The sequence below is a fragment of the Microcystis sp. M44BS1 genome (assembly GCF_020244875.1).
Lineage (GTDB): Bacteria > Cyanobacteriota > Cyanobacteriia > Cyanobacteriales > Microcystaceae > Microcystis > Microcystis panniformis.
The window spans coordinates 1-19,651 of the sequence record NZ_JADBVM010000148.1 but is presented as its reverse complement, the minus strand read 5'-3'; the positions used below and the strand labels follow the sequence as shown (position 1 = coordinate 19,651).

The following is a 19,651-nucleotide window of genomic DNA, read 5'->3' as shown; positions in this document are numbered from 1 at the left end:
GTCAGTCTGTAGAGCGACCATAAGACCAGAACAGAGTAAATCTGTTAAGGCAGGTGCGGAACCCCGCAAGGGAAAGAAGCAGAAACCTAAATCGTGAGGTTTGGGAATCACCGTCCGTTTACGGCGGTGAGGATGTCAATGAATGCTCCGGTGTCAGCAAAAGCGCGAGAAGATGAGGTCATGGCCTCAATTTTACAGAATTGTTTGATTGTTTTTTGAGAATCTATCTATTGAATTTTCTATATGGTCTGGTGGGGGAGAAAAGGGGGAAATCGGCTTCTGGGGCGACAATTGATCAACTTTTGTAAAGAAAAATCACTGGTCTGACCCTGACTAAGACCGTCCATAGCAGAAAATGTCTCTCCTATCAAGGATTGAGAGAATTTTAATTATTGTTAAGCATAACGAACAGACAAGAGAACAAAGACTTATCATCTACTATTGATGCTTTCGACTGGAATCTCACCCAAGAGGAAAGTCAAGCGACATTAACAAAAGGTGGGTCAGATTTCAACTTGCCTTTTTTAGGTTAAAAAATCTATCCTCAAATAAAACGCTAAGTCTATTGTCGAGAGAGGAGAATCCTCATGGCACTCCCCCCCAAAGCGGTAGCTAAAGTGATTGTAGATAAAGACCCAGTACCTACTTCCTTTGAGAAGTGGGGTCAACCGGGGCATTTTGATCGCACTTTAGCCAAAGGACCCAAAACCACTACCTGGATTTGGAACCTACACGCCAACGTCCACGATTTTGATAGTCAAACCAGCGATCTCGAAGATATTTCTCGGAAAATCTTCAGCGCCCACTTCGGACATCTCGCCGTTGTCTTCGTTTGGCTGAGTGGAATGTACTTCCACGGCGCGAAATTTTCTAACTATGAAGCTTGGTTAACCAACCCGCTCGCCATCAAACCCAGCGCCCAAGTGGTCTGGCCGATCGTCGGTCAAGGCATCCTCAACGGCGATGTGGGCGGCGGTTTCCACGGGATTCAGATCACCTCTGGTCTGTTCTACCTCTGGCGCGCCTCCGGGTTCACCAACAGCTATCAGCTATACTGCACCGCTATCGGTGGTTTAGTTATGGCGGGCCTGATGCTGTTTGCCGGTTGGTTCCATTACCACAAAAGCGCACCGAAACTGGAATGGTTCCAAAACGTGGAATCGATGATGAACCACCACTTGGCGGGTTTACTCGGCTTAGGTTCCCTAGGTTGGGCTGGTCATCAGATTCACGTTTCTTTACCGGTGAACAAACTCCTCGATGCTGGAGTAGCTCCCCAAGACATCCCCTTGCCCCACGAGTTCATTCTCGAACCGAGCAAGATGGCGGATTTATATCCCAGTTTCGCCCAGGGTTTGACCCCCTTCTTTACCCTTAACTGGGGTGCTTACTCGGATTTCCTCACCTTCAAAGGTGGCTTGAACCCCGTGACTGGTGGTCTCTGGCTTTCCGATACCGCTCACCATCACTTGGCGATCGCTGTATTATTCATCATTGCCGGTCATATGTACCGTACCAACTGGGGTATCGGTCACAGCATGAAGGAAATCCTCGAAAACCACAAAGGTCCCTTCACCGGTCAAGGTCACAAAGGACTGTACGAAATCCTGACCACCTCTTGGCACGCCCAGTTAGCGATTAACCTGGCTCTCTTAGGTTCGCTAACCATCATCGTGGCCCACCATATGTACGCCATGCCGCCCTATCCCTATCAGGCGACTGACTACGCCACCCAACTATCCTTGTTCACTCACCACACTTGGATCGGTGGCTTCTTAATCGTCGGTGCGGGAGCGCACGGAGCGATCTTCATGGTACGGGACTACGATCCGGCCAAAAACGTCGATAACCTGCTCGATCGGGTGATCCGTCATCGCGACGCAATTATCTCCCACCTGAACTGGGTATGTATTTTCCTCGGCTTCCATAGCTTCGGTTTATACATTCACAACGACACCATGCGGGCTTTTGGTCGTCCCCAAGATATGTTCTCGGATACGGGAATTCAACTACAACCCATCTTTGCCCAATGGGTACAAAGTCTCCACACCCTAGCCCCCGGCAACACCGCTCCTAACGCTCTCACTACCGCTAGTTATGCTTTCGGTGGCGACGTAGTAGCAGTGGGTGGCAAAGTGGCCATGATGCCGATCACCCTCGGTACTGCCGATTTCCTCGTGCATCACATCCACGCCTTCACCATCCATGTCACCGTGTTGATTCTCCTCAAAGGGGTTCTCTACGCTCGCGGTTCCCGTCTGATTCCCGATAAAGCGAATCTCGGTTTCCGTTTCCCCTGCGATGGTCCCGGTCGCGGCGGCACCTGCCAAGTTTCGGGTTGGGATCACGTCTTCCTCGGCCTGTTCTGGATGTATAACTCCCTCTCGGTCGTAATCTTCCACTTTAGCTGGAAAATGCAGTCCGATGTCTGGGGAACCGTCGCCCCCGATGGCACTGTCACCCACGTTACCCTCGGTAACTTCGCCCAAAGTGCCATCACCATCAACGGTTGGTTACGGGATTTCCTCTGGGCGCAAGCGGCGCAAGTCATTAATTCCTATGGCTCTGCCCTGTCTGCCTACGGAATCATGTTCCTAGCCGGTCACTTCGTCTTCGCGTTTAGCTTGATGTTCCTGTTCAGTGGTCGCGGCTACTGGCAAGAATTAATCGAGTCGATCGTCTGGGCGCACAACAAGTTAAGAGTTGCCCCCGCTATCCAACCTCGCGCCCTGAGCATCATTCAAGGTCGTGCCGTTGGTGTGGCTCACTACCTCTTAGGCGGTATTGTCACCACTTGGGCATTCTTCTTGGCCAGAAGTCTCTCGATTGGCTAAACTTGCCTATAAGGGCTTGCCAGTCCCCCGGGGATTGGCAAGACTAGGCAGAACCAGCGTCGATTGACCGATACCACTGTAAGCGTTTCCTATTACAGTGGGTGAATTGAAAAAAGGAAATAACCAGCACTCGTGTAAGAGCCTCAGTTATTTAGAGAGGAGAATTTCCTAAACAGCTATGGCAACTAAATTCCCTAAATTTAGCCAAGATCTAGCCCAAGATCCGACCACCCGTCGGATTTGGTACGGGATCGCCACAGCCCACGATTTTGAAAGTCATGATGGCATGACGGAAGAGAATCTCTACCAAAAGATTTTCGCGTCGCACTTCGGCCACATTGCAATCATTTTCCTGTGGACTTCCGGTACCATATTCCACGTCGCTTGGCAAGGTAACTTCGAGCAGTGGATCAAAGATCCCTTAAACATCCGTCCCATCGCCCATGCGATTTGGGATCCCCAGTTCGGTAAAGGTGCTGTAGATGCCTTCACTCAAGCTGGTGCTTCTAATCCGGTTAACATCGCCTATTCCGGGGTTTACCACTGGTTCTACACCATCGGTATGACCTCCAACCAAGACCTATACCAAGGTGCGGTGTTCCTGCTGATTCTCTCGGCGATTTTCCTCTTTGCTGGCTGGTTACACTTACAACCTAAGTTCCGTCCTAGCCTCGCTTGGTTCAAAAACGCTGAATCTCGCCTGAACCACCACCTCGCCGCTCTGTTCGGTGTTAGCTCTCTGGCTTGGACCGGACACCTCGTTCACGTTGCTATCCCCGAATCCCGCGGTCAGCACGTTGGTTGGGACAACTTCCTCTCCACTCCCCCCCACCCGGCGGGTTTACTACCCTTCTTCACCGGTAACTGGGGTGTGTATGCGGAAAACCCCGATACTGCTAACCACATTTTCGGTACTGCCCAAGGCGCGGGAACTGCGATTCTCACCTTCTTAGGTGGTTTCCATCCCCAAACCGAGTCCCTCTGGTTAACCGATATGGCTCACCACCACTTGGCGATCGCTGTGATCTTCATTGTGGCTGGTCATATGTACCGCACCAACTGGGGCATCGGTCACAGCATCAAGGACATCCTTAATGCACACAGACCCCCCAGTGGTAAGTTAGGAGCCGGTCACAAAAATCTTTATGACACGGTTAACAACTCTCTCCACTTCCAACTCGGTTTGGCTCTCGCTTCTTTAGGCGTGATCACCTCTCTGGTGGCGCAGCATATGTACGCGCTACCCCCTTATGCCTTTATCGCTAAGGACTACACCACCCAAGCGGCTCTTTATACTCACCACCAATACATCGCTGGTTTCCTAGCGGTGGGTGCTTTCGCTCACGGTGCTATCTTCTTCGTGCGTGACTATGATCCCGAAGCGAACAAAGATAACGTGCTGGCGCGGATGCTGGAGCATAAAGAAGCGATCATCTCTCACCTAAGCTGGGTTTCCCTTTTCTTAGGTTTCCACACCCTCGGCCTCTACGTTCATAACGATGTGGTCGTCGCTTTCGGTACTCCCGAAAAACAAATCTTGATCGAACCTGTGTTCGCTCAATTCGTGCAAGCAGCTTCGGGTAAAACCCTGTACGGCATGAACGTACTGTTGTCTAACCCCGATAGTATCGCTTACACCGCCTATCCCAACTACGGTGATGTTTGGTTGCCCGGTTGGCTAGACGCAATCAATAGCGGCACTAACTCCCTCTTCTTAACCATCGGCCCTGGCGACTTCCTCGTTCACCATGCGATCGCTCTTGGTTTACACACCACCGTTCTAATCCTGGTTAAAGGTGCTTTAGACGCTCGTGGTTCCAAATTAATGCCCGATAAAAAAGACTTCGGGTATTCCTTCCCTTGCGACGGTCCCGGCCGTGGCGGTACTTGCGACATCTCTGCTTGGGATTCCTTCTACCTAGCCATGTTCTGGATGTTGAACACCCTGGGTTGGTTAACCTTCTACTGGCACTGGAAACACCTCGGTGTCTGGTCGGGTAACGTGGCTCAGTTTAACGAAAACTCCACCTACCTGATGGGCTGGTTCCGCGATTACCTCTGGGCTAACTCGGCTCAGTTAATCAACGGTTACAACCCCTACGGTGTTAATAACCTTTCTGTCTGGGCCTGGATGTTCCTCTTTGGACACCTCGTTTGGGCAACCGGTTTCATGTTCCTGATCTCTTGGCGTGGTTACTGGCAAGAGTTGATCGAAACTATCGTCTGGGCCCACGAACGTACTCCTCTGGCGAACCTCGTTCGTTGGAAAGATAAACCCGTGGCTCTCTCGATCGTTCAGGCTCGTTTGGTTGGTTTAGCTCACTTCACCGTTGGCTATATCTTCACCTACGCCGCCTTCTTGATCGCTTCCACTGCTGGCAAGTTCGGCTAAACCTTGAATTAGGTGACTAAAAAACCCCCCGCCCATTGGTGGGGGGTTTTGTTGTTTATGATTGATCATAAAAGCGCGGCTCAATCTTAAAAATCTATGCAGTTGGAAGAATTAAAACAGCTTTATGATCAGGACTTTGTTTTGTGGATTGAGCGAACCACCGAACAAATTCGACGCGGGGAGATGAAAAATTTAGATTGGGAACATCTTTTAACGGAGATAGAAGATTTGGGGAGAGAACAAAGAAACAAAGTGGAAAGCTATCTAATTCAAACCGTTAAACATTTATTAATGTATCAGTATTTGCTGACTGAAAAAGGTAATTGTGGCCAGGGATGGGCCGATGAAATCGATAATTTCCGTCTAGAACTAGAAATTTTATTCCAGTCAAAAACCCTCTACAATTATGGCGCTTCTAGGTTAGATATAATTTATGATAAAGCCAAGCGATCGGTAATCAAAAAAACTGGTTTATCTTTGGATAGGTTTCCGCAAGTTTGTCCTTATACCTTTGCAGAAATTATAGATTTTGACTTTTTGCCAGTTTAGAATAGGAGAATTAAAGCTGAGAAAGACATTCATAAGTTATCCTCTTGTTCAAGAGACATCTCCAAAAATTATCACCCAATCACAGCTTGCTTTTATACTATGTACTAATTAAGTAGTTCTATAGCTGAAATCTATATCTATCGTTGCCAATTTGATTTCATTGAAAAAATATGGGGCGATTAAAATCATTTTTATTTGGGTAAGTTTCTTAACTAAAAAGACTTTGAGCCTTGAGATAATATTAGATCGAGGTCTAATGTTATTCATCAAACAAACATTAAGGTTACAATGAAGGAATCAGATTTCAGAAAATAGCCATGAAACGAGATGAGGTACTAACAATTCTTGCAACACACCGAGAACAATTAGAAAAACTAGGGGTAAAATCTCTGTCTCTATTTGGTTCAGTAGCAAGGGATGAAGCACGTTTTGACAGTGATGTAGATTTATTGGTAGAATTTAGTAAAGCGGTAGGGTTATTTGAGTTTATCGAGGTACGACTTTACTTAGAAGATATATTAGGATGTTCTGTTGATTTAGGGACTCAAGATTCTTTAAAAGAACATTTACGACAACCTGTATTAAAGGATGTGATTAATGCCTTTTAGAGATTGGCAACTTCGTCTTCAAGATATTATTGAATCCATTGATGAAATCTTGGAATGGACGGCTAATATGACCTTTGAAGATTTTAGCTCAAATCGAGTGACTCTTAAAGCAGTTCTTTATAATTTAGGAATTATTGGTGAGGCATCTAGAAATATTCCTAGTGAGATACAATTGCGTTATTCTCAAATTCCTTGGCGTTTAATGGGAGATATGCGAAATGTCATTTTTCATGAATATTTTCGGGTAGAATTGGCAATTGCTTGGCGGACGATTGAAAATAATCTAACTCCATTGCGTTCACAATTACAGGAAATTTTAGAAAATGAAGCCGAAAATTAATCTATAAAAATCCCCCTCAACTGGTCTAAAATTAAGGGGGAATGAGTTATATAAAAAAGGCAATTTAACCGACGTTACTGGGTTCTTTTTCGAGGGAATGAGAGCGTTTTACTTTCCGTTTTATGGTTGCACCTGCACCAAGTATTCCAAGCACAAGGAGACTTAGGGTTGAGGTCGGTTCGGGAGTTGAAGCAGTTATTATGATGTCTGGAGCGTCAGTCGTATCTGCAAAACAGTCACCACTACTATTACTACAAAAATACGAAATGGAAAATGAATCGTCAGCATTTGGATCTATAAATTCCTCATCGGGGTCAGTAGGATCAAAGACTAAAGAACCTCCACGACTAATAAAAGGGGATTCTGTAACTGAAGTGTCAATACCAATAGGAAAACCCAAAAAACTCCGAGCTGACCACCGCCACCGACCTAATTCTGGAGGTCTGTCCTGGACCCTGATGTTAATACCAAAAATCTCTCCGGGATTCAAATTAATGCGACGGATGATGGGGCTACCACCGTTGGGAAAGAAAAATCCAGCAACAAATGTTTGAAAATTATTAGTCACGTTCTGGAATTGCGTTTCCCAATTCCACCGATTATTTATGGCATTTAAGGTATCAGTAAAATTAACTGATCTTGTGCCACCTGCTGGAAGTATTGAACAACCAGAATTAGGATTAAGATCAAGATGTACTATACCTCCTTGAGTTGGGAGATTACATAAATTGTTGATTGGCTGTCTTGGTCCGTAGATATATCTTACTCCCGCTATATCATCTACTTGTAGCCCGCTAAAATTCTCACTATAAAATGGGTTCATAAGGGAATTAGGAAAATTCGTATGCCGAAGTCCAATAGCATGACCGATTTCATGGGCTGCCACTTGGAAAATATCCAGGGTGTTTCTGTTACCATCAATGCTATTAACTCTCCAATTTTCAGAAACATCGAAGTGAATATCCCCTGCTCGTGTGTTGCCATTAGGTGGGGGATAATAGCCATGGGCAAGAGTTCCAAACGGACCGTCAAAAATGTGACCAGCTAAGCGAATATTACCCGAAATAGCATTGGGATTATCAAATGGTAATCCTGTGTCAGCTACTTCCACAAAGTTGATGTTAGCAACATTAGACCAAGCTTGAAAAGCTCTCTCAATTTCGGCTTTAAAGCCGACAGGCATGAAAGATGATAGTGATGCTGTGGTGCATCCTAGTGGTTCAAATTGACCATTACAGGAAACGCCACTAGGCATTAAACTCCAACTAACATTAGCCCCTGTTCCAAAAACAGGATTACCCCATTTTGTTCCCGTTACCACGAATGCTGAGGCAGTTGAAGATATCCCAATAATGCCAGAGATAACCAGAGTGGTAAACAAAGTCTTTTTAATCATTATTTCCTCAATTTGAGTAGTTGATTTAAATTGCATTAATTCTAAACACTTCAAACTTTTCCTTCAAGGCTTTTAAAGTTATATAAAGCCATATAAAGCAGTATTAAGAAAAATAACTTAAATCTAAAAATAATATTAAATTGACCGTACACCTTATAATGTCATATAATGTCAGGTAAAAGCTTATTAATCTTGATTCTGTGTGTAAAAATGAACAATTTTGATATTCACTCTTTAATTACAACTGTTGATAATCTCATCTTTTCCTATACAGGAGAGAATTTAGATGATGTTCAGTCTGAAATTCTAGAAGGGGTGATTAATCACCAAAAATACACAGAAATCGCTAAGAATCATCATCGTTCCGAGAAATATGTCAAGGATGTAGCTGGTAAATTATGGAAAACCTTATCGGAAATTTTAGGAGAAGAAGTTAATAAAGCCAATCTTAGGTCTAGTCTGCGAAGATATTATTATAATGTGGCTAACAATAATGTCGTTAACGGTGTCCAAATTAATAAAGGTCATATCTGTAATCAACTACCAGAAAATCAATTACAAAAACCTAATCTTGCTGAAGAATATAAACTCGAAATCGCTACAGAATTGATGAAAGAAGGCTTAACCGTTGAACAAATTGCTAGAGTATTAAAACTTCCCTTAGAATTAGTTAAAGAGCAACTTGAAAAACCTAAGCAACCTAATTAGAAGTCAGGTTGACAGTGGTAGAGGGTGTTAAGCTATCGTTAACGCACCGCTTAATGGTTATCCTGGCGAATTGTCGCAATTTAGTGGATAGGGTTTTTCGGTGGATTAAGCTTCGCTAATCTCTACTTATACCTGAACTTTCCCATACATATATACCACAATAACCAAAAACCCTTATCCATCAATGGATACGCCCATTAACTTTTCTGAATGTACCCATGTTTATTATAATATTTCTTAATAAACAAGTGGGGGAAGTTTAGGCGAAAATTCCCTAATTGTAATTCTCCTCGGCAACAAAAGGCGTTAGATTTATTCGGGGTTTCCTTAATTTGTACCCAGTAACGGCACATTCAGATATGGCACGGGTTATAGTCTTTTGTCAAGGGGGAAGTCCAATAATTAAATCTCCACCTTTTAAAATACAAATGGACTATTAGAAGTAAATCCGTAGTCAATTACTCATAACTTCGGTGGCCGATTGTAACCTTTAAGGTGTTTGTCCAAAGACCATATATAGACGCGGCGGACTGGATTTTGATCACAAATTCTTTGCCAATCATGAATGATAGAAAGGTCTCCCAGTCCCCTACCTTGCATCGCTTGATCAGGAAACTCTTTTAACCATCCTTGCAGGTCTTCTTGCTTTAGAAAATTAATAGGGGTGAAGGGAGATTCTCCTTCAAGAGCTTGTGTTACCCGATTGACAAATTTTTCTGCACAAATACGTCGCTGATTGCCATCTACCTTTTTGGCCTTGGCAATATGATTGCCAGTTTCCAGAATGGTCGCCATTGGCAAAAAAAGAGATTCTCTAGCTTCAATTTTCTCTTTTAACTCTTGAAATATTAACTCAGATTGACTCGCTTTGTGGGGGACATTAAGTATCTCTAAAAAGATCGAAGTATCGATTAGGCAAATAGCTCCCATCAGGCTACTTCTCCCTGTTTTAATTGCTCTAACCAACTTAGCGCGTTTTGTTGACGTTGTTCTGCTGTGGACTTATCCTTTAAGAACTTATCTAATACTTGTTTAGTCATCAACTGACCAAGAGTTCCCTGCACAATTAATTCGGGGAAACGCTCTAAATCAGCTAATCGGACAATACGACTATCTCCTGCTTGCGGATCTCGGTAACAACAAAGTACATTTCCAATATCACTATCGGGTACTGCATCTAGTAACGCTGGGTTATGGGAGGTGATCAGTACCCTCAGTTTTCTTTCTAAGGCGATCTCCCGAATTTGCTTAACTAAATTATCTGCACGACTGGGATGAACACCATTATCGATCTCTTCAATAATTACGAAAGTTCCAGAATTTACACTTAGTAGAGTTGCAGCAATCGCTAAAACTCTCAGAGTACCATCAGACAACAAAGGAGCATCTATCTGATGTTCTTTGTTCCCAAAAGACTCTATTAGTTTCACCATAACATCCTTGCGGTCTGTAATGATAAAGCGAATATCGGTAATATCCTGTTCTGGTAATGAACGAATGAAGTCAAGCAACTTGTTTTTTTGAGTCTCTCCCTGCTGACAAACTGCGTAAAGAACACTAGAAAGGTTAGAGCCATCTTCTTTAATATCATCATCTTTAGCGTAAGCATAATCCCGCATTACTGCTGGACGAGGATCAAGAAAGACGATATTCCTCAAGGTTTCTCGAATTACTTTAGTAACTGCTGGAATAATTTTTTGTGATTTAGTATGACTTTGCTGGAACCGACTGGGAGTTTCCAATTGATAAAAAATGGCTTGTCGGTTAGAGCAAGGTATGTGGGGCTTATTTTTACCTTTGTTAAAATTGTTATACATCACCCTAATTTCATCGGTGTGTGAGTTGGGATCGCCATCAATTTTGTAAAGTGTTAATTCCTGATCTTTACTAGCTTTACTGACACTTTCTCCGATTATAATAAGTTGGTCTGATAATAGCCCAATTTCAATCTCGAAATCAGTCCAACCGTCAGGAGCGTTATCAATGTGTGTTCCCAAGGTAAAATACTGTTTTTCTGCACCGAAAAGATCGATCGCTTGTCCACGAGCAATTGCATTCCCGCTTTGAATGTTGCGTTCAATGTCATCTAACCTGCTGCCTTTCGCTAACCACGAAAGTAAGCGAATTGCTTCTAGTGCATTACTTTTACCTGACGCATTAGCACCGATTAAAAAGGTGATGGGAGCCAGAGACAAGGTTGCCTCCTGATAGCTTTTAAAATTCCGAAGAGTCAGCGATGTTAACATACTTTTCACCCATTAAATCTTGACTGGTGCAGTTTGATCATTTGTACTAAAAGTTCCAATACGCAGTTTAAATTCAGCGCAGTTTATAGACTCTAACGAGTACCGAAAACTAGCATCCATAACCTTGAAAACTCAAACTGTAGGGCAGGGCATATCCGAACAGTATAATCTAGGCTTGGGGAGATAAGATCGCTGTTTATTGGCATTAGGGCGAAACCCTTACCCTTACTGCAGGTCGCTTCTCAGAAAAAATTGAAAAGACGCTACTGGGTACATTTTTCCCTTGAAAATGGCTGTACCGTTGACTGTATCTAGAGTAGAGCGATTCTGTGGAGTTGGCTGTATAGTGATCGCTAACCTTATGGTGACAGATGGTGTCATTAATCTCTAGAGTAAGCGATTCCCTCTGTAGCCATGTTTTTGCTGGTTTTCTGCCCCGAAACAAGCTATAATGGTCTAAGGGTCGAATTTGAAAAATTTTGCCTCAAACCCTATCTGCGTAAAGACTTCAGGATTTTGTGTTCAGTAGCTCATTGGTATTATATTGCTTTAACTAAGGCTCTGTAAGACTTTTAGCCATAGCTAGTATATTTATACGGGGGAAGTTCAGTCATACTTCAACCTAACCTAAGTTCTAACTGACGAGGATTGAGGGAAAAATTGACTCTTTACATAATGACGTGTTCTACTTCTAAATTCTGATTTTTAAAGCGTCGCGCCACTTCTTGCGACTTGACGATCGAATCCCCAGCTTGTTCGGTAAATTTATTCGAGTCGGTGGGTTGCATTCTGAACTATGATAAGCCAGTTTCAGAGGTCTAGTATAGCGTGCTATCTGGGCAATTACACGGCGATCGGGTTTTCGGTGAGTGATAATGAGATTAATGAAAAATCAAGGGAAGTGAATTATTATTGGAATTATCCGATCTTTCCGTTAATAGATGATGATTTTCTAGATGCCTAACAAAAAAACACGACAACAGTGGCTCGAAGAATTTTATAGAGTACATGGAGACTCTTATAATTATTCATTAGTAGAGAATATCGATTCCTCCATAAAAATTAAGGTTATATGCCCTAATCATGGAGAATTTGAAATCGCTCCAGGACATCATAAAAATGGGGTTGGATGCCGTAAATGCTACTTTGCATCTCAGAAGATATCAAAGGAAGAGTTTGTTCGTCGCTCCGAAGAGCACTTCGGAAACCGCTATAACTATTCACTGTTTACCGAGCTTCCTAAAGTTGGTGAGCGGGTCAGTATTTCATGTAGAGAACACAGCGTAATTTTTTTACAAGAACCTCGAAACCATATGCGAGGGCATACAGGATGCCCACAGTGTAAATCGATGATTTTGTCTGGGTCTCAAGAGGAAATAGGCAAAATCAAAACAAAAGAGGATTTAAAAAAAAGCTTTGTCGAGCGGGCGATCAAAATTCATGGTAATAAATATAACTACAGCGAATTCGAGTATTTAACGTCCAGTACAAAAGGAAAAATAATCTGTTCACAACATGGGGAGTTTTGGCAAACTCCTAGCAACCATTTAAGAGGTAGTAATTGTCCAGAGTGTTCGCAGGAGAGTAAACATAAAGATACCTTCAAAAATAAATGCAAGGAATTGGGCATCGATTATTGGAGGGCATTGAAAAGACGCGAGGCGGGATTGCCTGAAGAAAAAATTTTTGAAAAACAATACGTTCGTGGTTCACGAGAAATTAACAAGGTCGTGGTATTTGGAACCGAATATCCTAATCTTGAGGAGGCAGTAAGGTGTTTAAATCCATCTGCTAGTAGCACAACAATAAGCCGGTGGTTAAAAGAAGGAATAACGCCAGAAGAAGCTTTTGAGCGAATTCCTAATCCAGGCTATGCGGAAGGAATTATTTATTTGGTTACAAATAAAATATCTGGCAAGCAATATGTTGGATTAACAATTCAGACTCTAGAGCGTCGCTGGAAATACCATATAGAACAGGCTTCCGCTGGACATATCAAAGGTGCTGAATCATTACACCACGCGATTCGAGAGCATGGTTCAGATACTTTTGAAATACGGGAAATAGATCGAGGAACTTGTAAAAAAGATCTTGAGAATAAAGAGAAAGAGTGGATTAAAAAACTAAATACTTTGGTTCCCAATGGATATAATATTTCTACAGGTGGGGTCAGCGGTGGATCGCACAAAAAAGTCACCTATATCGATGATATACGCTTTGAAAGTGTAGAACAAGCTTCAATATATCTCTCTAGGACTCGAAATATTAGCCTTTCTGCGGCGAAAAAAAGGATTAGTCTAGGGCGTATCGATATTAAAACTCCTGCCAAACCTGGCGAAAGCCTAGTAAAAACACAAGTTTATAAAGCTTGGAGCCGAATAGTTCATGGTGTGATAAATCCCAATTCTAAAGAGTATATACCGGCAATTGAAGTTCATGATTCATGGCGTGATTTTAAGCGGTTCCTGCAAGATGTTGGTCATCCCCCTGAAAAAAATATGGTATTTTCTAGGCTAGATAAAAACCAAGGATTTTTTCCAGAAAATTGTGCTTGGCTTACGAGAAGTGAGGCAAGTAGGCTCAATGCCGAACAAACCCAAAAGAAAGGTAAGCTTAGGAAAAACAAAGATAAAAATAATCGGGAAATTATGAATCACAAAGTAAAAAGTTTATCTGATTGTATGGAAATACAACTCGAATTACCTTTAGATCTATCAGTAGGTACAGCAGATAGAATTATTGTTGAAGGTATTCAAACTCAAGACCGGAAACCTACGAAAACTTTTTTTCAAACCGCAAAATCTTTACAATTGCAAGGAGAGCCGGATTGGTCGGTTCAAATCGACGATCGATAATCGGGTTTCCCTCGCTCGCTCGAAATCCTGACAGATCGATCGCTTCCTCGTGAAAATTATCCTAGAAATCTATTCCCAAGTAAAAGCGAATCGAGAACATTTTTTAACCCGCTCTCAAACAAAGTCGGATTTCCAAATATGAACCGCTCGTCGGGCTAAACTTTCTTGACGTTTAGCGATCGTGTCCGGTGTCCATTCCTCTGGTACTATATTTCTCGCTAGAGCATAATCGCTTTGTTGGTAAATCTCTTGTTTATCTGTATAGTATTGATTGCCGATTTGACGATTCAAATTAGCTTCTAAAGGAATCAAGTTACCGATCCGATAGGTCATTTCCTCGATCTCGTTATCGAGAAAGTGAACGCGCCATCGATCGCTCGGCGATTCTGGTAGAATATGCTCGATCGAGAATCCATCTTCCGCTATATTAGATCGACCCGATTCGTCCATTTCTAATTTCCAGAGAATATATCGAACCAGTTTTTTCTTTTGACCTCTGGTAGAAATCGAAAGAATCGAAAAATCCTGCAGGAACTTAGTATCCGTGACATAAACCGATCGCAAGCCCTCGAAAACTTGCCTCGGAGTCGTCATTTCGCCATTATTTATGGCGATTGCTATCTTATTATAAATCCCTTCTAGCTCATTCGGGTTAAGACTACTGACAATCGTGTATCGAAACGAAATTATACAAACCAATTTTAGTAGGCGGGTGAAGTTCTCGCTTGAAAATTTATTGTATGCCGAGAATAAAACTGGATAGGCTTGTTTTACGCCAAATAGTTCAATTTCTCGAATATAAGGGATATTATCTGGAGTATCTTGCCAGAATTCATCATTGGGATTATTAAGAGCGATAAAAAGACCACTATATTCTTCGAGTTGTTCGAGTAATTTAAACGCGCTTTCAGCGTTTTGTATAGACTCTCGAACCCTTTTAAATAAACGTTCCCGTCTTACTCTCGTCCGCGTGAGGCTGAGATAGTAACGTAGGAACTCGGGGAATTTTTCCATTGTAACGGTATCAATAATTCCTCTCCACTGTCGTTGTCCTTCTCGCAAATCATCCGCCCCTCGGAAAAGAGAAAACAAATAATTTTTTAATAGATCGGTTGAACTTAGCTCTATCCCTCTAGCGTTTAGGGTCTCGAAAACCGTATACGCATTCAATTCATCTTCAACATTAATCTGAATAAATAAGAGTCTTTTGGCAACGGTATCCGTTAAAAAAATTGCCAGTTCTTTTCCACTGTTAACTACGCTTGTAAGCTGTTGCAATGAATCCGAAAAGTATTGAAAAGCTTTCCATAGGAGTTGGTTGGATTTTGCGAGCGATCGAGGATTGCGAGGAGGTCTAAAGTTAATGAGACGACTTTGATAAAAATCATTATTATTTTCATTCAAAATTAATTTACTAGATTCTTTTAAAGAACCCAGATCTTTATTACTCAAATAACCGCTTTTGAGAAGCCGTTGTCGTTCTCTATTCGCTTCCGCTTCTTCCCCCCGATCGATTAACGTTTGAATTTTTTCGATAATCGCTATAGCGAGAATACTAATCGTTACCAATCGTTGTTGTCCGTCAATAATTGTAAAATCCGTATCCGATCGCTGGGAACCCTGTAAAACGATCGCTCCCATGTAATGACTAGAATCGGGGTTTTCATAGAGCGTTTGAATATCCTGCCAGAGATCTTCCCAATTTTCTTCCTTCCACGAATAATCTCTTTGAAAAGGGGGAACTCGGTAGATTTTGCCATTGCCGATGAGATCGCTAAAATTGCTGGTTCGGGTATCTAATAGATGAGTACGGGGCATAGGTTCGATCGGCAGTCAGTTCATCACTTCTAACTTACCAAATATCGGCCGATCGGGCTCTTCGGGAATTGTTATGCAAATAATTAACTTAAAATAAAATTCGATGAGAGCAACTACGCTCAAAAGTAGCTAAAATTCATACAGGAAAGACTTAAGGCACAAACAGGTTAATACCAAAAGATAGACAATAGAGTTAAGATTTGATATAACAGCCAAAAACGAGATTATTTTACCTATGATAGTTGACAAATTTTTGAACCTAAAAGGAACCTCTATTCAAGGCTATCGACACCTAGAAAATATCGGTATATGACGAATTGAATCAAAAAATAAAAAAGCAACCTGTCCTCGTTGTGGGTTAGATAGCGATAAACTACACCAAAATCATCGACATTTAGTCAAAGATTTACCGCTCTCAGGCTAACCAGTGTACCTACAAGTTAATCGTCGTCAATTTAAGTACGTTAATTGTCAGAAACCCTTTAGCAAAGAGTTAGATTTTGTCGCCAATGTCATCTAACCTGCTGCCTTTCGCTAACCACGAAAGTAAGCGAATTGCTTCTAGTGCATTACTTTTCCCTGACGCATTAGCACCGATTAAAAAAGTGATGGGTGCTAGAGATAAGGTTGCCTCCTGATAGCTTTTGAAATTCCCAAGAGTCAGGGATGTTAACATACTTTTAAATTAAGGTATTTAAAAACATCTAAAGTAAGGGGATTAGGGTTTTATCAGATTCTTCATTCCAGCTACGGCACAACCTAGCCCAGCTAGACCCAGTGTAGCACCTCCAAGATAAAGCGTGGGTTGTACGAAAAATCTTATGAACTGATTTTGCACCTCCTTATCAGCTTTATACGTTTTGGCAGCGTTGGTAGAATCGGGCCAAGATTTAAGCGATCTTTACGCGCAGAAAACGGGTTTCTTCAAGAAACCCGTTTTCTATCAAAAAAAAGGGGCTCTTCTAGGTTCTGTGTGATAAGTTTAACTTACAATATGATCGATCGATCTTTGTGTCCTTTGTGTCTTTGTGGTTCGTTCCACCCCCTCGCTAGGAGGAATGTATCTTAGAATACATTTTACCCACCAAACCTGGGAGAGCCAAAAAAGGGAGGTCTAAGAACCCCCCTCAACAGTTAATAATTAGGGTTCTTCGTTACTTGTTATGGTTCGATAGGGGGGCATAAATCGACTAAATCCTTATCTGGCAAGAGACTTAATTGATTAGTTCGCTCTAGAGCAAAAACAATTGATAAAAATCTCCAAATGTCTTTCTCTATAAGGTTTACATACCTTATACCCCCCGTCTATTGCATAACACAAACCGAAGAACCGAATTTACCAAGGTCAAGGTCGATGATCGCACTAAAATAAGCTCTCTCAGTGTTAGTTATTATTACCCGTTCGGATCAGCTTAGGAAAAAACTTGAGAAAAGTTTCATATTAGATTATAATTTTCGTTTGAGACTGTTATATGAGATTAAAGGTATGTCTCGATTTATTAAGCGTTTAGAAGCGATTGGAATACATGGAAGATTTGATATTAATCTTGATTTTCAAGATGGAGTTAATATTATTCATGGAAGTAATGGCACAGGCAAAACCACTGTATTGCATATTCTTGCTAATGCCGTCAACGAAGATTTTAGACGTTTTGGCTATTTAAAATTTCAAAAATTAACCATTACATTAGATGATGATACGGAAATATTGATAGAACAGCAGAATTCTCCTCAAGAACCTCGACAAACAGTAACAACAGTCTTTGTTAATAATCAAAAAGCCGATTTTTACCGTTTTGCAGAATTATTAGAAGAAGAAAAGCAAAAAGAAAATAGCGAAATTTTATTGCCTGCACGTTATTATCCATCATCTTCTAAGAAGAAGCAAGATATTGACTTAAAAGCAACTTATTTCCCTGCTTTTAGAACAATGATTGAGGCATGGGCTACCTTAGATGAAAATGAAATTAGACATTTTGCCCGAAGATCACCTAATTTTAGCAAAGTTCTCAGAAGTTCCGCCAGATCAACCGAATTAGCTCGGATTCTATTTGGCAAATTTGTCCCTAGACTTGAGTATCCTTCACCGATAGAAATAGAAGAACATATTAATTCAGAATTAACAGAAGCTCAATTAAAAATTGCTAGTCTTGATAGAAATTTGCTTTCACAAGCTTTTATTCAATTTTCTCAAGCTATTTCTCAATCATCTGAGACAGACGATAATACAAAAGAGCCAGAAGAAGTTATTACAGAAATAACAGAACTTTCGGAAAAATTGCAAAATTCACCTTTTCAAGGTAATCATGATCAATCAGGTAATGTCTATAAAAAATTAATAGAACGGTTGACATCGTTTGAATCAGATCCAAAATCCAAAACTATTGCTAGTAGAGTTTTATCAGTGTATAAAAGTTCTCTTCAACAAAGACTAGATGCACAAATAAAAGCTTATTCTAGTATTGAAAGATATCTTGAATCAGTCAATGGATTTTTAGAGAGAAAGCAATTAAAAATAGGTTCTACAAACTCACCTCAAGGCAGAGGGAAATTAGGTGTTAAAATTGGTGATGAAGAAGATATTCATAGTCTGCAAATTTTGTCTTCTGGAGAAAGACAAGTCGTAGGTTTAATTTATGCCGCCAGTCACATGACAGGTGGTAGGGTTGTCTTAATTGATGAACCTGAAATTTCACTTCACATTGATTGGCAACGTAAATTATTACCAGAAATGGTTAAACAACTTGATGAGAAACAACTCATTATTTGTACTCATTCTGCTGTAATTGCATCCAAATATCGAGAGAGAATGATAAAACTTGAACTACAACCAACGGCAAACGCTAATATAAATACCGATACCCTTGGAAGTGAAGATCAAATCTATATACTAGATGATGATTTGGAAGACATTGACATTCCCTTTTAAAAATTTAGATAATTATCGACTTTATGAATGGATTACAGTTAACTCCTGAAGAATACGTTACTGAAATAATTATGTCAAATGATAGGTTTTTATTGCTAGAAGGAGCCAATGATGAGGATTTTTTTACTATTATTTGTAATCTTTTAAAACAAAATGAAGCTCAGATTTCATCGGAAAAATTATATTTATTGAAAAAAATTATTATTGATACTGCGGAGCGAATACAAGGAGAATTAGGAAATAGAGCTAAGATAGAAAAAATCTGTGATTTAGTTGCCCAAGAGCCGCCAGATGTTAACAATAGAGTTTTGGGCTTTGTTGATCGAGAATTTAGAGAATTTGAATGGAGCAATGATTTAAAAGATCATATTAAAACTCATAAAATTAACAAGAGATTAATTTGGAGTAGAGGTCATTCAATTGAAAACTATTTTTTTGAAATATCAACGTTGAAAAAGGCATTCAACGATTATTTAGTCAGTAGTTTTTATCAAGAAGCATTTGAAATTTTTAAATCTAAATTTGAGCATACTCTCAGAATAGCTTGTGCTTTGAGTTTAGCAGGTTTATCAGAAGAGTTAGTTAAGCCTATTGCTACATCAGTAAATTGGCAGTGTATAGATATCACCTCCACATCTCTGAAAATTGATTTAGAAGAATGGGGTAAGATACTGAATAAAAAACTCAAACTAGATCAACTTCGGATTCAAAAGCTATTTAATAAATTTGAAGTCTATTTGAATATGACCAATCAATGTGACATTGAAACCTCAAGATGGTTATCTCATGGACATATAGGATTTAATTTTATGTTTGTTGTTTATAGTAAATGTCTTTATATCTGGACTTCCCCCGTATAAACATACTAGCTATGGCTAAAAGTCTTACAGAGCCTGAGTTCAAGCAATGAAATACTAATGAACTACTGGACACAAAATCCTGAAGTTCTTACGCCGATAGGGTTTGAGGCAAAAAT

Annotated in this window: 14 protein-coding genes and 2 pseudogenes; 10 read left to right on the top strand and 6 right to left on the bottom strand. The window is 41.0% G+C overall.

Translation table 11 applies throughout. From position 1 onward, the window contains the following. The first annotated feature begins 587 nt into the window (after nt 1-587). The 5 genes from psaA to IM515_RS12205 all read left to right on the top strand — a co-directional run bounded on the left by psaA (nt 588) and on the right by IM515_RS12205 (nt 6,723). Nucleotides 588-2,834, top strand: a complete 2,247-nt coding sequence (psaA, locus tag IM515_RS12225; RefSeq protein WP_045362886.1) for a photosystem I core protein PsaA — start codon at nt 588-590, stop codon at nt 2,832-2,834. Nucleotides 2,835-3,012: 178 nt separating this feature from the next. Continuing rightward, a complete protein-coding gene (gene psaB, locus IM515_RS12220; protein WP_002757218.1) occupies nt 3,013-5,226 on the top strand; it encodes a photosystem I core protein PsaB in 2,214 nt (737 codons plus the stop codon). A 96-nt stretch (nt 5,227-5,322) separates the two neighbouring features. Continuing rightward, nucleotides 5,323-5,775 carry a DUF29 domain-containing protein gene (locus IM515_RS12215; protein ID WP_287628894.1) on the top strand — a complete coding sequence of 151 codons (453 nt, stop codon included), beginning with the start codon at nt 5,323-5,325 and terminating at the stop codon, nt 5,773-5,775. Between the two features lie 317 nt (nt 5,776-6,092). Beyond that, nucleotides 6,093-6,383, top strand: a complete 291-nt coding sequence (locus tag IM515_RS12210; RefSeq protein WP_002770783.1) for a nucleotidyltransferase family protein — start codon at nt 6,093-6,095, stop codon at nt 6,381-6,383. Further along, complete coding sequence (locus IM515_RS12205) at nt 6,373-6,723, top strand: HepT-like ribonuclease domain-containing protein (RefSeq protein WP_002757284.1); 351 nt, start codon at nt 6,373-6,375, stop codon at nt 6,721-6,723. Before IM515_RS12210 ends, IM515_RS12205 begins: the two co-directional genes overlap by 11 nt. 64 nt (nt 6,724-6,787) lie before the next feature. Here IM515_RS12205 and IM515_RS26145 read toward each other — a convergent pair whose 3' ends face one another. After that, complete coding sequence (locus tag IM515_RS26145; protein ID WP_287628892.1) at nt 6,788-8,173, bottom strand: matrixin family metalloprotease; 1,386 nt, start codon at nt 8,171-8,173, stop codon at nt 6,788-6,790. Between the two features lie 156 nt (nt 8,174-8,329). Between IM515_RS26145 and IM515_RS12195 the strand changes: the two genes are divergently transcribed. Continuing rightward, nucleotides 8,330-8,827 carry a helix-turn-helix domain-containing protein gene (locus tag IM515_RS12195; protein WP_287628891.1) on the top strand — a complete coding sequence of 166 codons (498 nt, stop codon included), beginning with the start codon at nt 8,330-8,332 and terminating at the stop codon, nt 8,825-8,827. A 462-nt stretch (nt 8,828-9,289) separates the two neighbouring features. Here the strand turns inward: IM515_RS12195 and IM515_RS12190 are convergent, their stop codons facing one another. The 3 genes and pseudogenes from IM515_RS12190 to IM515_RS26140 form a co-directional block, all read right to left on the bottom strand. Further along, nucleotides 9,290-9,757 (bottom strand): hypothetical protein, encoded by a 468-nt coding sequence (locus tag IM515_RS12190; RefSeq protein ID WP_287628889.1) that lies wholly within the window; start codon nt 9,755-9,757, stop codon nt 9,290-9,292. Further along, nucleotides 9,757-11,073, bottom strand: a complete 1,317-nt coding sequence (locus IM515_RS12185; protein WP_147070178.1) for an AAA family ATPase — start codon at nt 11,071-11,073, stop codon at nt 9,757-9,759. Before IM515_RS12185 ends, IM515_RS12190 begins: the two co-directional genes overlap by 1 nt. 671 nt (nt 11,074-11,744) lie before the next feature. Then, nucleotides 11,745-11,861, bottom strand: a pseudogene (locus tag IM515_RS26140) (Clp protease N-terminal domain-containing protein); the annotation flags it as partial. A gap of 168 nt (nt 11,862-12,029) precedes the next feature. On the opposite strand from IM515_RS26140, the gene IM515_RS12180 reads away from it, so the two are divergent. Next, nucleotides 12,030-13,928, top strand: coding sequence for a GIY-YIG nuclease family protein (locus IM515_RS12180; RefSeq protein WP_193960087.1), 1,899 nt, complete (start codon nt 12,030-12,032; stop codon nt 13,926-13,928). Nucleotides 13,929-14,042: 114 nt separating this feature from the next. On the opposite strand, the gene IM515_RS12175 is transcribed toward IM515_RS12180, so the two are convergent. Then, complete coding sequence (locus IM515_RS12175; RefSeq protein ID WP_287628887.1) at nt 14,043-15,746, bottom strand: DUF262 domain-containing protein; 1,704 nt, start codon at nt 15,744-15,746, stop codon at nt 14,043-14,045. Nucleotides 15,747-15,981: 235 nt separating this feature from the next. Here IM515_RS12175 and IM515_RS12170 point away from each other — a divergent pair. Then, a pseudogene (locus IM515_RS12170) lies at nt 15,982-16,254 on the top strand (transposase family protein); the annotation flags it as partial. Here IM515_RS12170 and IM515_RS12165 read toward each other — a convergent pair. Beyond that, the gene (locus IM515_RS12165; protein ID WP_287628886.1) at nt 16,240-16,422 is read right to left on the bottom strand and encodes an AAA family ATPase; all 183 of its coding nucleotides are present in this window, start codon (nt 16,420-16,422) and stop codon (nt 16,240-16,242) included. The pseudogene IM515_RS12170 and the gene IM515_RS12165 overlap by 15 nt on opposite strands. Before the next feature lie 705 nt (nt 16,423-17,127). On the opposite strand from IM515_RS12165, the gene IM515_RS12160 reads away from it, so the two are divergent. Continuing rightward, nucleotides 17,128-18,675 (top strand): AAA family ATPase, encoded by a 1,548-nt coding sequence (locus IM515_RS12160; RefSeq protein WP_287628885.1) that lies wholly within the window; start codon nt 17,128-17,130, stop codon nt 18,673-18,675. Nucleotides 18,676-18,698: 23 nt separating this feature from the next. After that, nucleotides 18,699-19,535, top strand: coding sequence for a DUF4435 domain-containing protein (locus tag IM515_RS12155; protein ID WP_287628884.1), 837 nt, complete (start codon nt 18,699-18,701; stop codon nt 19,533-19,535). The last annotated feature ends 116 nt before the right edge of the window (nt 19,536-19,651 follow it).

What these genes read in the sequence shown, in the direction of transcription:
- IM515_RS12175 (WP_287628887.1), bottom strand. Translation starts at nt 15,746, where the DNA reads ATGCCCCGTACTCATCTATTAGATACCCGAACCAGCAATTTTAGCGAT.
- IM515_RS12195 (WP_287628891.1), top strand. Translation starts at nt 8,330, where the DNA reads ATGAACAATTTTGATATTCACTCTTTAATTACAACTGTTGATAATCTC.
- IM515_RS12155 (WP_287628884.1), top strand. Translation starts at nt 18,699, where the DNA reads ATGAATGGATTACAGTTAACTCCTGAAGAATACGTTACTGAAATAATT.
- IM515_RS12215 (WP_287628894.1), top strand. Translation starts at nt 5,323, where the DNA reads ATGCAGTTGGAAGAATTAAAACAGCTTTATGATCAGGACTTTGTTTTG.
- IM515_RS12210 (WP_002770783.1), top strand. Translation starts at nt 6,093, where the DNA reads ATGAAACGAGATGAGGTACTAACAATTCTTGCAACACACCGAGAACAA.
- IM515_RS12180 (WP_193960087.1), top strand. Translation starts at nt 12,030, where the DNA reads ATGCCTAACAAAAAAACACGACAACAGTGGCTCGAAGAATTTTATAGA.
- IM515_RS12205 (WP_002757284.1), top strand. Translation starts at nt 6,373, where the DNA reads ATGCCTTTTAGAGATTGGCAACTTCGTCTTCAAGATATTATTGAATCC.
- psaA (WP_045362886.1), top strand. Translation starts at nt 588, where the DNA reads ATGGCACTCCCCCCCAAAGCGGTAGCTAAAGTGATTGTAGATAAAGAC.
- IM515_RS12190 (WP_287628889.1), bottom strand. Translation starts at nt 9,757, where the DNA reads ATGGGAGCTATTTGCCTAATCGATACTTCGATCTTTTTAGAGATACTT.
- psaB (WP_002757218.1), top strand. Translation starts at nt 3,013, where the DNA reads ATGGCAACTAAATTCCCTAAATTTAGCCAAGATCTAGCCCAAGATCCG.
- IM515_RS12165 (WP_287628886.1), bottom strand. Translation starts at nt 16,422, where the DNA reads ATGTTAACATCCCTGACTCTTGGGAATTTCAAAAGCTATCAGGAGGCA.
- IM515_RS12185 (WP_147070178.1), bottom strand. Translation starts at nt 11,073, where the DNA reads ATGTTAACATCGCTGACTCTTCGGAATTTTAAAAGCTATCAGGAGGCA.